Genomic DNA, 12,395 nt, shown 5'->3' with positions numbered 1-12,395 from the left:
CAATCTCATCGCGCCTTAGGCCCGCCAGCCGTAGATCCAGTCTTGTCGCGCCAGCATGCGCCCCGGCCCAAGCGCGCGGATCGCAAGATCGCGCGCGAGCGCGAGCGGACCGGTCAGATGATAGATGCGGCCCTGCTGCTGCGCGGTCCGCTGCACCCGCCGGACGCGCGCCTGCCGCGCGCGGCCATATTGCTTCAGCGCTGCGGCGATGCTGCTTGCGCTCTCGGCAGCCTCAAAGCTCAGGTGCCGCGCGAGCACGGCGGCATCCTCGATCGCCATGCCGGCGCCCTGGGCGGCGAACGGCAGCATCGCGTGCACGGCGTCGCCGAGCAGTGCCACCTGGCCTTTGCTCCAGGGGCAGCCCTCGGGCACGCCGAACAGCGCCCATTTTTGCCAGCTGTCGACCGCGGTGAGCATCATCCGCGCCGGCGGCGGCCAGCGCGGCGCGGCAAAGGCATCCATCAGCTCGAAGGGATCGCCCGGCGTGCTCCAGCCCGGCCTGTTCCAGGTGCCCGGCAGCACCGCGACCACGTTGATCTGGCGTCCGCCCGCGATCGGATAGGCGACGAGATGGGCGTTCGGCCCCATCCAGAGCTGCACCCGGCGCGCCGTGTAGTCCTTCGGCAATTGCGTGGCATCGAGCGTGCCGCGCCATGCGATCAGTCCGGAGAAGCGCGGCTGCACCTCGGGAAACAGTTGCTGGCGCACCGTCGACCAGATGCCGTCGGCGCCGATCAGCGCGCTCGCCAGATCACTGCGGCGTATCGTGCCGCTGCGATGGACGATGGTCAGTCCCTTGGCGTGGGGTGCAACATCCTCGTAGGTCGCGCCGAGCTTCAATTCGATGTCGGGATGGTCGGAGACAGCACCGGCCAGCGCCGCTTGCAGGTCGGCACGATGCACCACCCAATAGGGGGCACCGGCGCGCGCCGAGGCCGCTTCACCGAGGGGCATGCGTAGCAGCTCGCCGCCGGCGCGCGCGCTCATGATGCACACCGCCTCCGGGGTCACCGCGCGCAGCTTGAGGCGATCCGTCAGGCCGAGCTCGACCAGCACGCGGCTCGCATTGGGAGACAATTGCAGGCCCGCGCCGACGTCATCGAGCCGCTCGGCCTTTTCCAGCACGACGATGCGAAAGCCGCGGGCCGCGAGCGCCAGCGCGGCCGTCAGTCCTCCGATTCCGGCACCGGCGATGACGATTGTTCGGGAGAGCGCCACCCCTGACCGAAGGGACCGGTCAGGCCACCTTGTCCTTCAGGACACATTCCGGCGGACGCGCCTCGCCGGCCTTCAGGTCGGCGGCGAAACGGTACAGCGTCGAGCAGTAGGGGCAGATGATCTCGTTGTCGTTGCCGAGGTCGAGGAAGACGTGCGGATGATCGAACGGAGGATTGGCGCCCACGCACATGAACTCTTGCGAGCCGATCTCGATGACGGGGACACCGGCATCGTTGTGGAAGTGCGGGACGACATGGTCGGACATCGTAACTCATCCTGGAGTGGCAATGGCGGCAGACAACAATCACGACTGACGCGGCTTCTTTAAGGCGCCGCGGACCATACTGGCGGGTGCAGATGATTGCTAGTCCAGCGGAACCGAAAGGTTCGCAATTGCCCCATGCTCATTTGCTCATGCAAATTCGACACAATCTTGCGGCTTGAGAGAAGCCCTTCTTTCGTCGGGGACGTTGTGTCGCAATTTTGGCATACTATGTCCTTGGATGAGCGCAATTGCGGCAAAAGACGAACCATCAGGCGGACGTCCGGGCTTTCAGCATGAAGTGGCTGCGAATCAGCACAGCGTTGACCGGTATTGCGGCATGCAGCTTCATGCTCGCGCACGTAGCGCCGCATGCCCGCGAGGCCGGCGCGATCTTCGCCGCTCAGGACGACCCGGCCGTGCTCTCCGAACTCGGGCTCGACGCCCTTCTGCGACAGAACGACCGCCTGGTTCAGGACAACATCGAAGCTGCGCTCGCAGCAGGCGATGCCGATCTCGCCAATAGCTTCGTCGTGCTCGCGCGTGAACGCAACATCGCGCTTTCCGATGACGTCCTGAACCACGTGAGCGATGCGGTCAAAGAGCAGAACTCCACCTCGCATTTCGCAAAACGGTTCGCCACCGGCCTCATCACCGGCAGCGCCGACGATGTCGCCAGCCTGTCCGGGACGGTCGCCGGCGATCTCTTCGTGATCGGCGACGTCCGTGATGTTGTGCGCGAGGGCAAGCACCTCGCGATGGGCGAGGACGCCGATCGTCTCGTTCTCGGGCTTGCGGCCGCGGGGCTTGCGGTGACGGCGGCAACCTACGTGTCCGTCGGCGGCGCGGCGCCGGTGCGCGCCGGGCTGACGCTGGTCAAGGATGCCCGGAAAGTCGGGCGGCTCGGCGAGGGGCTCGCCGCATGGGCCGGCCGGTCCGCGCGCGAGGTGGTCGATACGCCGATGCTCCAGAACGCGGTCGCCTCCGGTTCGGTGCTGCGGCCGGGCGATACCGCGCGCGCGATCAAGGCCGCATTCCGTGCGGAGAAGATCGGCGCGCTGATGCGGCTCGGCAAGGATGTCACGCGCGTCGCCGAAAAGACCGGCACGCGCGGCGCCATGGACACGCTGCGCGTCGCCGAAGGGCCGAAGGACGTCGCGCGTGCGGCTCGGCTCGCGGAAGCGCAGGGCGGCAAGACGCGCGCGATCATGAAGCTGCTTGGCCGCGGTGCGCTGCTGCTCGTGGGCGGCGCGTTCGATCTTGCGCTCTGGCTGTTCGGCGCGGCATTGACACTGTTCGGCCTTCTGTCCTCGATCAAGGCGACGGCCGAGCGCCTGACCCAGGTCTGGTGCGATCAGAGACGGGCGCGGCGGCTGCGCCGGGCCCAGATCGCAGCCGAAGCCGCCCTCCCAAGCGCGGCCCTCAGGGCCTAAGATCAACCTTTCCCCTCAACACTGCGGAACAAGTGATGCCGAGCTTTCACAACGGCGCCGTTGAAATTGCCTATCTCGACGAAGGCGAGGGCGATCCGATCATCCTGGTGCACGGCTTTGCCTCCAGCAAGAACGTGAACTGGGTCTATCCGACCTGGGTCTCGGAACTGCGCAAGAACGGACGCCGCGTGATTGCGCTGGACAATCGCGGGCATGGTGAAAGCGCAAAGCTCTACGAGCCCGCGCAATATTCGATCCCGACCATGGCCGGCGACGTGCTCGCGCTGATGGATCATCTCGCCGTCCCGCAGGCCGACATCATGGGCTATTCGATGGGCGGACGGATGGCCGCCTGGCTTGGGCTGAACGAGCCGCAGCGCCTGCGCTCGGCGATCCTCGGCGGCATCGGCATCGGCGGCCTGATCGAGGGCACCGGTCCCGGCGAGAACGTGGCGAAGGCGCTGGAAGCGGCCTCGCTCGACGACGTCACCGATCCCGTCGGCCGCACCTTCCGCGCTTTCGCCGATCAGACCCGTTCCGACCGCCGCGCGCTCGCCGCGTGCCTGCGCGGCACGCGCGAGCTGATGACGAAGGACGAGGCTGCACGGATCGACGTGCCCGTGCTGATCGCGGTCGGCACCACCGACGACGTCGCAGGCTCTGCCGGCGCGCTCGGCGCCATCATCCCCGGCTCGGACGTGCTCGACATCCCCAACCGGGACCACATGCGCGCGGTGGGCGACAAGGTCTACAAGACCGGCGTGCTCGACTTCCTGTCACGCCGCCGCTGAAGTTTCGCCCGCGGCTCCTCGTCGCCAAAACGGCGCGCCACCGCCATCAGCACCACGAAGGTCGCAACCCACACCATCCGCGCGCCGTAGCGGTCGTGCGGGCCGGAGATGACGGCGCAGATGAAGGCGTTGCCGAGCAGCGCCAGCGTGACGGTCGCCGCCAGCAGGGTCAAATCGTCGAGCCGGCGGTTCGCCAGCGAATTCGCGAGCAGTCTGACCAGCGCCAGCATCGAGGCCAGCGCGACGGGAACGTGCAGCCGGTTGACGTACTCGAAATCAACACCCCAATTCTGTTGGCGCGCCGCGCGCATCGGCGCGACCTGGGAGGGGATGTAACGCTCGATGATGCCGTAGGTGTGCGGGATCCAGCCGCTGGCGCCTTCGCCGGTCGCCACGTGCAACAATTGCTGTCCTATCGCCCGCAGGGCCGCGCCGGCCTGCCAGGCCGGATAGTCGGCGAGCGAATGCACGACGATGTAGTCCATCTCTTCATTCATGCCTTCGAAGCGGCCGAGCGTGTTGAACATGCTCTTGCCCCACAGGAACTCGTCGGCGGTCGCCGGCAATTGATTGCGGTAAGGACAGAGCTTGAAGGTCTCGTGCGGACAGTGGTCGTTGAGATAGCGCGCGACGATGCCGTCCTGCATCATGCGACCGAAGGCGACGCCGTAGCCGCCGGGCGTCCAGGCCCATTGGCCCGATAGCGCTTGGTTCGCCGACACCAGCATCAGTCCGCCCGCGACGATGGTCAGGCTCGCCTGTGCTAATCCGGCAAGCGGAAGGCGGCTCCCCAGCAGCGGCCGCGCCATCCAGCCTGCGGCGCAGAGCCCGAGCAGCACGCCGAGCGTGGCGCTGTGGGTTGCGGCGGCAAAGGCGGTGAAGACGAACAGCGAGACTTTTTCGAGCGTCGAAGTCCGGCTTCCGCCGACGATCAGGAGGAACAGCGACAGCACCGACAGTCCTGCAAAGATGTCGGTCAGCAGCATGCTCGCAAGCCAGGGCAGTGCAGTCGACAGGATCAGGAGCAGGCTGATCGCGACGAAGCGGAACGTCTGCATCAGGCCGAGCACGCGCAGGGTGAGCTGCAACAGCCACAGCGTTGCCAGTGATTGGACCGCGAGGTTGATCCAGAAGCCAAAGCTCTCGCCACAATGCAGATAGAGGCCGAACACGGTGGAGCGGCTGGGGACGAGATAGCCCTCATACCAGCGGGCCAGATAGCCGCCAGTATCCCACTGAAGCAAGGGATAGCCGTTCCAGAACGCGGGCGTGATCATCAGGAGGGGAAGGGCCACCGCGGCGAGCCGCAGCAAGAACGAGCCCGCGCCGCGCGCACGCAAACTATCGGTGGTGATGGTCAAATCCGCTCCGTCGTCGCCCGCGACCATGCCCGCAATAACCGTTGAGGCGGAATTCACCAATAGTTTGACACCGCACGGCTTGAATTTGGCAAAACTCTGACCATTTTGAGCCGACCTTGCCGCTTGGGGGCGTCAGAGGAAAGTGTTGTGATTCAACGCGTTGGCATGCTTTTGCGGAGCAAGGCGTTGTTCACTCTCAGGCAAGCCCGTCAGGACTTTGTCGCCTAAGCTGTGTTATAGAGCCAACAAAACGGGCCCATTCGAAAGAGCAGATCCCATGGCAGCAGTGCATCAGGTCAATCCGGGAGGAAAGCTCGCGTCGCTCGATCCGATCTGGGAGCGGATCCGGGGCGAAGCGGAGGACATCGTCCATCGCGAGCCGGAGCTTGCGACCTTCATCTATTCGACGGTGCTGCATCACAACCGCCTGGAAGATTCGGTGATCCATCGTCTCGCCGACCGGCTCGATCACGCCGCGCTGTCGGGCGATCTCGTGCGCCAGACCTATGACGAAGCGCTGCGCGACAATCCGGATCTCGGCAACGCCTTCCGCGCCGATCTCGTCGCCGTCTACGACCGCGATCCCGCGACGTCGCGCTTCATCGATCCCTTGCTCTACTTCAAGGGCTTTCACGCGATCCAGACCCATCGCCTCGCGCACTGGCTCTATCTGAAGGGCCGCAAGGATTTCGCGTATTATCTCCAGAGCCGCGCCTCGGCGGTGTTCCAGACCGACATCAATCCCAATGCGCGCATCGGCCGTGGCATCTTCCTTGACCACGCCACCGGCTTCGTCTGCGGTGAGACGGCCGTGATCGAGGACGACGTCTCGATCCTGCATGGCGTCACGCTCGGCGGCACCGGCAAGGAGAACGAGGACCGTCATCCAAAAATCCGCCACGGCGTCTTGATTGGCGCAGGTGCAAAGATCCTCGGCAACATCGAGATCGGCCATTGCGCGCGCATCGCCGCCGGCTCGGTCGTGGTGAAGCCGGTGCCGCACAACGTCACGGTCGCCGGCGTGCCGGCCAAGATCGTCGGCGAGGCCGGCTGCGCCGAGCCGTCGCGCACCATGGATCAGATGATCAACGCCATGGGACTTTGATACGGGGCTTTGAGCTTGAACAGGGCCTGATTTTCCGGCCCTTTTCGTCCCCAAATTCTTTGGCAATTCCTGCTGGCGGTTCGTCGCGTCTCGTCCTAAAAGCCCGCCAACCCAGATTTCGATTGGAGACTTGCCGTGGACGTCAAAGAAGTTAGGAAGCTCGACGCATATCTGAAGCGCGTGTTCGGCAATCCCAAGATCCGCGTCGTGCCGCGGCCGAAGAAGGATGACTCCGCCGAGGTCTATATCGGCGAGGAGTTCATCGGCGTGCTGTTCGTCGACGACGAGGACGATGATCGCTCGTTCCAGTTCCAGATGGCGATCCTCGAGGACGATCTCGTCGATCAGGAGTAGTTCGCGCTCTCCAGTTCGCCCGCTTGCCGGGAGAGGTCGCAACTCTGCAAATTTAACTCTCACCGATCTCGTGGAGAGTCCCCCTCATCCGAACGCTCTCAGAGCGAGCGAAGCTCGTCTCGGCCCCGCGAGCGGGGCGAGGAGCGCAGCCATAGCGTGTTATCCACTTGGCCCGCGCAGCTGCACCGTCAGCCTGTCCATCGCTTCCGCCACATCGCGCCATTGCGACAGCCAGCTCCGCGGAAAGCGGAAGGTGAGGTCGGCGCCGCCGACGCGGCGTTCGGAGAGGCACATGCCCGGCGTCGACGCATCGCGCGTGCAGCGCGCGGTGAGCGCAGGGCTCGCGCCCGAAAACAGATCCTCGCTGCCATAGGGCGTGTCGCTGCGGAACATCCGCATCGTCAGCCCTTCCTGCGGCGTCGCCGCGGCCTGGTCGAGATAGCGCGGAAAGATCGTGCCGACGCGCTGCTCCGGCGCCAGCGCATCGTGATGCGCCGCGATCGACAGGAAGATGCGGTCGATCGGCTGCATCGTCGCATCCACGCCGTCGGCGGTGACATGCTTCGGTGCGCCCGGCGACTCGAGCGAGGGATAAAGGAAGTCGAGGTCGATGCGCTCCTGGGGTCCGGAGTGCCGCTGGATCCTCATCCGGATCGCGGCCGCCGGCAGGTTGAACAGCGTGCCGCCGACGCTCACCGGCAGCTTGTCCGGTGCGTTCGCACCGCCCGCGCCCCAGGTCGGCCACAGCAGATAGGCGACAAGCGCGATCGCGCTCGCGGCGAACACGCCGCCGAGCACGACCGGGACGAGATGCGCCCGGGTGTGCGTCCTTGGGGACCGAGGGGAGGTTGCCGAAAACACCGTCATGACGTCGCGCAATGAACCGGAAGTCGGCCGGTGGCCGAATCAGCGGCGAATATGCCACGCGGCAGCGGTTTCGCGGAGGGTTCCTGGTTACCGGGAAAGGGATAGGGCCCTGCGTGGACCGGCCGGCGCCGTTAACCTTCGCTTAAGGATAATGTAGCGTTAACCGGCACTATTTGTCACAGGAAAGCTCCGGCGTTGCGTAAGGGCGGACCGTTCCGATGACACCTGAAGCTTTCAACACTTTCTTCTCGATCTGCATCGGGTTCGCATTCGCGGGCGCGCTCGTGAACGGATACCAGGCGCTGGCTCAGCGGCCCGCCGGCTTCGGGCTGTTGCAGGAGGGCGTGGCCCCGAAGACTTTTGCGGCAGTGCCGTTCCTGGTGTTCGCCGCGCCCTTCATCATCATGCGAAACACGCTGCGCGGCATGCGGGTGGAAAGCCGCCGCGTCGAATTCGTGATGATGGCAACGGTCATCGCCGGCTTCTGGAGCATGATGAGCGGCACCTTCTTCCTGATGACGCTGCGCGCGGCCGGCGTTCTGGCCTGATGCACGCGGGCTGCCCGGCAGGGCGGCCCTTTGCCTGACGGCGCGTGTTTCGCTATGCCAAGGGTCAGGTGACAGGAGACCTTCATGGCGATCTATGAGCTCGACGGGCAGGCACCCGATCTTCCCGCCGACGGCAATTATTTCATCGCGGAGACCGCGACCGTAATCGGCCGCGTTCGCCTGAAGCCGGGCGCGAGCGTCTGGTTCGGTGCGGTGCTGCGCGGCGACAATGAGTGGATCGAGATCGGCGAGGGTGCCAACGTGCAGGACGGCTCGACCTGCCACACCGATCTCGGCTTTCCGCTGGTCATCGGCCAAAACTGCACCGTCGGCCACAACGTCATCCTGCACGGTTGCACCATCGAGGAGGGCGCGCTGGTCGGCATGGGCTCGATCGTGATGAATGGCGCCAGGATCGGCCGCAACAGCATCGTCGGCGCCGGCTCCGTCATCACCGAGGGCAAGGAATTTCCCGAACGCTCCCTGATCATCGGCTCGCCCGCGCGCGTGATCCGCACGCTTGATGACGCCCAGGTACAGCGCATGGGGAGCGCAGCCAGATTCTATGTCGCGAACGGCCCACGCTTCAAAAAGGGCCTGAAGCGGATCGGCTGATGCCGCCCCCGAGCCTGCCCCGCGGCGGTTCCGGACCGTAACAATACCGGCTGAAACTTTAAGTACCCGCTAGCGCGATCACGCCTATCTTGGGGTGTGCTCAACCAGGGGGCGGCGCCATGGACGATGTGGCACTGAGGTCCGGTCTCGGCGCCGGAACCAAGCTACTGAAGAAGTTCGTTCGTTTCGCGCGCGGCGCCGACACGCTGACCGTCGCGGAGAAGGTCTACAGCATCGCGGGCTTTCTCGCGATCGTCACGACGTTCCTGCTCGTGATGTCGATCCAGTCGGTGCGGTTGCAGACGACCTATCGTCACATGCACGCCTCCTCGGCAGAGGCGGCGATCAACGTCGGACGCATCAACGCGCTGATCTACGCCATCGTGATGGAGTCGCGCGGCATCTACATGTCCGCCGATCGCGGCAGTGCGAAGCAGTTCGCGGACGGGCTGCTGCGGCGCAACCGCGAGCTCGCCGAGGCGGTGAAGAACATGGAGCGAACCGTCGGTGACGACGACGCTGAACAAACTGCCACCTTCCGCCAGCGCGTCTCGCAGTTCGTCGAGTTCCGCCAGGAGCTGGTGCGGCGCGGCCTTGAGATCAGCCCGGCGGCGGCGCGCGAATGGGGCGACAACGACGCCAACCGGACACTGCGCAAAAAGCTCAACAGCGATCTCGAGACGCTCGAGAAAATTTACGGTCAACGAGCCCGCGAGGCGGACGATCTCGCCAACGAGAACCGCTACGCCGCGGCCTATCTGTTCGCGCTCGGCCTCGCGGCGCTGCTGCTCGCGGGACTGAACGTCGTCGTGATGCGGGGCTCGGTGGTCGGGGCGCTGGCCGAGATCACGCAGGCGACCGACCGGATCGCCACCGGCGACGTCAAGAGCGAGGTGCCGCACCTTGGCCGTCACGACGAGATCGGGCACCTTGCGCGCGCCGTGCAGAACTTCCGCGACGCTGTCGCGCGCATATTCGAGCTTGAGGAGCTCGAGCTCGGCACTGCGCAGGCGCGCGACGCGGCCAGGACCGAGCGCGACAAGTTCAACGACAAGTACCAGGCCAAGAAGTGGCAGCTCTCGGCTGCGATCAACAGCATGCCGCAGGGCCTGATCATGCTCGACGCCAAGGCGGCCGTGGTCGCAATGAACCGCAACTACCGGCAGATCTACAACCTGCCCGAGACGATCCAGGCCGGATCGACGCTCGAGGAGATCCTCCAGCACCGGGTCACGAGCGGATTGTTCAGCGGCGACGTCGCGAAATTTCTCGCGGCGGTGCTCGACCGGATTGCCCCGCGAGCCGGCGACCTCTGAAATCACCCTGAACGACGGCCGCATCATCAAGATCTACGAGCGTCCGATGGACGGCGGCGGCTGGGTGTCGGTGCAGGAGGATGTCACCGAACAGCGTCAGCGCCAGCGCATCCTCGAGCGAATGGAGCGTTTGCTCGCCACCATCATCGAGAATGTGGCTGAAGGCATCATCGCCAAGGATGCGCGCAATCTGCGCTATGTCTTCGTCAACAAGGCTGCCGAGAAGATGATCGGCATGTCGCGCGGCGAGATCATCGGCAAGACCGCGCGGGAATTGTTCTCCGCGGAGACGGCCGAATTGATCGAGCGGCGCGATCGGCAGCTTCTCACGCAGAAGCAGCAGCTCGAACCGATCGTCGATACCATCGACAATCCCGCGCGCGGGCGCCGCGTGATCTCTGCCCGCCGGGTCCAGATCGGCGGCACCGGCGAGGAGTCCCACATGTTCGTGACCATGGTCGAGGACCGGACCGAGAAGATGGTGGCCGCCGCATAGATCCGCTGCTTCACCCGTGGCGAAGCGTCAGCTTCCCTTGGACTCGCGCGCTTCGATCGTGCCGGCGACCTTCTCGTGGCCGGCGGCCCACAGCGCATGCTCGTCGCTGCCGTCCTGGTACGGATTGGCTTCGGCCGGAATGTTCTCGCGCGCGGCGCGTTCGCCCTCTGCAAAGGGATCGCGATCGGTCATCGTGATTTCGCCTTTCTGGCTTTGGAACGTGCTGCCGGCCTGCCCGATTCAGCGTCGAGCCTGGTGCTCTTGCGCAACGCATCCCTGAGATCGATCGGAATGCCGTGCTTCTTCAGGAGATCGGCAAAGGCCTCGTCCGCGAGCTCTTGAAACGTCGCCATTCTGTCGCGTCCCAACTGCTTCAGCTTGTCGAACGTGTCCTCGTCGAACGCGATCAGTTTGCGCATGATCGTGACTGCTCCTTGCTTTCAAGCTGATGTGACGGGATTTGTTCCGGAACCGGACTTCGCCGCGGCTGTTGATCGGCAAAGGGAGAATTTCCCAAAGGAGAATCTTTCAATGGCTGGATCGTCCGCAACCGTTTCAATCAAGGCCTTGATCGTGATCTGCGGCATCGCCGCGATGTCGGTCGCATCGCTCGCCCAAGGTATTGGCGGCACTGGCGGCTCCACTGGTTCGAGCGGCGGCGTTGCCAATTCCCCGGCTCCGCCGCCCGGCACCAATAGCCTGGGCACGGCGCAATCGTCCGGCGCGAACGCGGCGCCCGGGGTCACCACCGGCGCGGGAGGCAGCGCGGCTGCCGCCGATGCCACCGTGAATGCCGAGAACAGGCAGCTCGAGAGAAAGTTGAAGAGCATCTGTCGCGGCTGCTGACGCTCGCGCGGAAGTGAGGCAGGGTGGCTGTCAGGAATGCCTGAGTGACGTTAGCGTGATCCTTTAGCGTGGAGCGTGTCCACGCGGAGGATCGAGTGATGTTACGCAGGATGATCATGGCGGCACTGGCCGTCGCGGCGGTCGGGCTGTCGGCGCCGCAAGCGGCGCAAGCGGGGGGCGGTTTCGGGGGCTTCCATGGCGGCGGCTTCCACGGTGGTGGAGGCTGGCACGGTGGCGGCCATTGGCATGGCGGCTTCTGGCCCGGTGTCGCGATCGGCGCGGGTCTCGCCGGTGCGGGCTACTACGGCGGCTATTATGGCTACGGCTCCCCCTACTACGGCGATCCCTACTATTATGGTACCGGCTACGACGATGGCTACGGCGGCTGCTACGTCGTGCGGAAGCGCGTGATGACGCCTTCGGGATGGCGATTCCGTCGCGTCGACGTCTGCGAGTGAGGCGGAAAAGGCGGCTGTACCCACCAAAAAACAAGGTCGTTGACGCAGTATACCGTCAACGACCTTGCCAGCCCCGGATATTAAAATCGGCTCACGCCATCCGGTGACCCCCAGCATCGCTCGGAATCATACGGACGAATGTGATCCAGTTCACAAGTCAGAAAAATTAAAGTCGGGAGCGGGTTGCGGCCGGGTCAGCTGCGCGACTTACCCGGCTTGCGCGCGCTGGCATGGACGCGGTGGCGCGCCGGTTTCCTCCGGGTAACCGAGGGGGCCTCGGCCTCGGTGGCCCGGGCGCTGGCAAAGGATTGCCGCAAGCCGTCGATGGATTCGTTCAGGGTTGCGACCTGCTCAGAGAGCCGCTTGGTGTCGGCCTGTTGGAATGCAAGCAGCCGCTTCACCGACAGGAGCTGGTCCTGCACGACCTGCAACTGGTCGATCGATTCCTGCTGGGTCGCCTCCAGCCCCTTCGTTTTCTCGACGAGCTGTTCTGAGGCCTGCGCGGTGCGGGCCTGGAGCTGTCGCGACGCCACCACGCGGTCGGTCTCGGGTGCCGCGCCGGTGTAGGCACGCCAGATCGCGATCGAGGTCACGCCGGCGATCAGGAGCAGGAGGGCCGCGGCGGTCAGCGCGATAGGCTGGGCGCCGAGACGGGCGAACGGGTTGGAGGGTGTATCCTCTGCGAGATCGATCATCGCTAACAAAGCCCAAATTGAAACTTGGTG

17 protein-coding genes are annotated in these 12,395 nt (G+C 65.1%); 10 read left to right on the top strand and 7 right to left on the bottom strand.

Features of this window, described 5'->3' with window-relative positions; genetic code table 11:
- Positions 1-15 precede the first annotated feature (15 nt).
- The gene (locus IVB18_RS32760; RefSeq protein ID WP_247984454.1) at positions 16-1,218 is read right to left on the bottom strand and encodes an FAD-dependent monooxygenase; all 1,203 of its coding nucleotides are present in this window, start codon (positions 1,216-1,218) and stop codon (positions 16-18) included.
- Between the two features lie 19 nt (positions 1,219-1,237).
- On the bottom strand, positions 1,238-1,483 hold the full coding sequence (locus tag IVB18_RS32755) for a zinc-finger domain-containing protein (protein ID WP_007602543.1): 246 nt from the start codon (positions 1,481-1,483) through the stop codon (positions 1,238-1,240).
- A gap of 293 nt (positions 1,484-1,776) precedes the next feature.
- Between IVB18_RS32755 and IVB18_RS32750 the strand changes: the two genes are divergently transcribed.
- Together IVB18_RS32750 and IVB18_RS32745 are read left to right on the top strand one after the other, a co-directional pair.
- Positions 1,777-2,913, top strand: a complete 1,137-nt coding sequence (locus IVB18_RS32750; protein WP_247984453.1) for a hypothetical protein — start codon at positions 1,777-1,779, stop codon at positions 2,911-2,913.
- A 35-nt stretch (positions 2,914-2,948) separates the two neighbouring features.
- On the top strand, positions 2,949-3,704 hold the full coding sequence (locus tag IVB18_RS32745; protein WP_247984452.1) for an alpha/beta hydrolase: 756 nt from the start codon (positions 2,949-2,951) through the stop codon (positions 3,702-3,704).
- Here IVB18_RS32745 and IVB18_RS32740 read toward each other — a convergent pair.
- Positions 3,662-5,065 carry a hypothetical protein gene (locus IVB18_RS32740; RefSeq protein WP_247991791.1) on the bottom strand — a complete coding sequence of 468 codons (1,404 nt, stop codon included), beginning with the start codon at positions 5,063-5,065 and terminating at the stop codon, positions 3,662-3,664. The two genes, IVB18_RS32745 and IVB18_RS32740, sit on opposite strands and share 43 nt — an antisense overlap.
- A 277-nt stretch (positions 5,066-5,342) precedes the next feature.
- Between IVB18_RS32740 and cysE the strand changes: the two genes are divergently transcribed.
- Together cysE and IVB18_RS32730 are read left to right on the top strand one after the other, a co-directional pair.
- The gene (gene cysE / locus IVB18_RS32735; protein WP_247984451.1) at positions 5,343-6,170 is read left to right on the top strand and encodes a serine O-acetyltransferase; all 828 of its coding nucleotides are present in this window, start codon (positions 5,343-5,345) and stop codon (positions 6,168-6,170) included.
- A 135-nt stretch (positions 6,171-6,305) separates the two neighbouring features.
- The gene (locus tag IVB18_RS32730) at positions 6,306-6,524 is read left to right on the top strand and encodes a DUF3126 family protein (protein ID WP_007602550.1); all 219 of its coding nucleotides are present in this window, start codon (positions 6,306-6,308) and stop codon (positions 6,522-6,524) included.
- A gap of 159 nt (positions 6,525-6,683) precedes the next feature.
- Here the strand turns inward: IVB18_RS32730 and IVB18_RS32725 are convergent, their stop codons facing one another.
- A complete protein-coding gene (locus tag IVB18_RS32725) occupies positions 6,684-7,391 on the bottom strand; it encodes a hypothetical protein (protein ID WP_247984450.1) in 708 nt (235 codons plus the stop codon).
- A gap of 218 nt (positions 7,392-7,609) precedes the next feature.
- Between IVB18_RS32725 and IVB18_RS32720 the strand changes: the two genes are divergently transcribed.
- The 4 genes from IVB18_RS32720 (at position 7,610) to IVB18_RS32705 (ending at position 10,366) form a co-directional block, all read left to right on the top strand.
- Positions 7,610-7,939, top strand: a complete 330-nt coding sequence (locus IVB18_RS32720) for a hypothetical protein (RefSeq protein WP_247984449.1) — start codon at positions 7,610-7,612, stop codon at positions 7,937-7,939.
- A gap of 84 nt (positions 7,940-8,023) precedes the next feature.
- Complete coding sequence (locus IVB18_RS32715; protein WP_247984448.1) at positions 8,024-8,554, top strand: gamma carbonic anhydrase family protein; 531 nt, start codon at positions 8,024-8,026, stop codon at positions 8,552-8,554.
- A gap of 119 nt (positions 8,555-8,673) precedes the next feature.
- Positions 8,674-9,870 (top strand): PAS-domain containing protein, encoded by a 1,197-nt coding sequence (locus tag IVB18_RS32710; protein ID WP_247984447.1) that lies wholly within the window; start codon positions 8,674-8,676, stop codon positions 9,868-9,870.
- On the top strand, positions 9,845-10,366 hold the full coding sequence (locus IVB18_RS32705; RefSeq protein ID WP_247984446.1) for a PAS-domain containing protein: 522 nt from the start codon (positions 9,845-9,847) through the stop codon (positions 10,364-10,366). Before IVB18_RS32710 ends, IVB18_RS32705 begins: the two co-directional genes overlap by 26 nt.
- Positions 10,367-10,393: 27 nt before the next feature.
- Here the strand turns inward: IVB18_RS32705 and IVB18_RS32700 are convergent, their stop codons facing one another.
- Both IVB18_RS32700 and IVB18_RS32695 read right to left on the bottom strand, forming a co-directional pair.
- On the bottom strand, positions 10,394-10,558 hold the full coding sequence (locus IVB18_RS32700; protein ID WP_247984445.1) for a hypothetical protein: 165 nt from the start codon (positions 10,556-10,558) through the stop codon (positions 10,394-10,396).
- Entirely contained in the window at positions 10,555-10,785 is a 231-nt protein-coding gene (locus IVB18_RS32695) for a hypothetical protein (protein ID WP_247984444.1), read from the bottom strand. The genes IVB18_RS32700 and IVB18_RS32695 overlap by 4 nt, the downstream gene beginning before the upstream one ends.
- A gap of 112 nt (positions 10,786-10,897) precedes the next feature.
- On the opposite strand from IVB18_RS32695, the gene IVB18_RS32690 reads away from it, so the two are divergent.
- Complete coding sequence (locus IVB18_RS32690) at positions 10,898-11,212, top strand: hypothetical protein (protein ID WP_247991790.1); 315 nt, start codon at positions 10,898-10,900, stop codon at positions 11,210-11,212.
- A gap of 98 nt (positions 11,213-11,310) precedes the next feature.
- Positions 11,311-11,670 carry a hypothetical protein gene (locus IVB18_RS32685; RefSeq protein ID WP_247984443.1) on the top strand — a complete coding sequence of 120 codons (360 nt, stop codon included), beginning with the start codon at positions 11,311-11,313 and terminating at the stop codon, positions 11,668-11,670.
- Between the two features lie 194 nt (positions 11,671-11,864).
- Here IVB18_RS32685 and IVB18_RS32680 read toward each other — a convergent pair whose 3' ends face one another.
- Positions 11,865-12,365, bottom strand: a complete 501-nt coding sequence (locus IVB18_RS32680) for a hypothetical protein (protein ID WP_247984442.1) — start codon at positions 12,363-12,365, stop codon at positions 11,865-11,867.
- Between the last annotated feature and the right edge of the window lie 30 nt (positions 12,366-12,395).

This window comes from Bradyrhizobium sp. 186, from assembly GCF_023101685.1.
GTDB lineage: Bacteria > Pseudomonadota > Alphaproteobacteria > Rhizobiales > Xanthobacteraceae > Bradyrhizobium.
The sequence above is the reverse complement of the archived record's forward strand: the minus strand, read 5'-3'. Positions and strand labels throughout refer to the sequence as shown.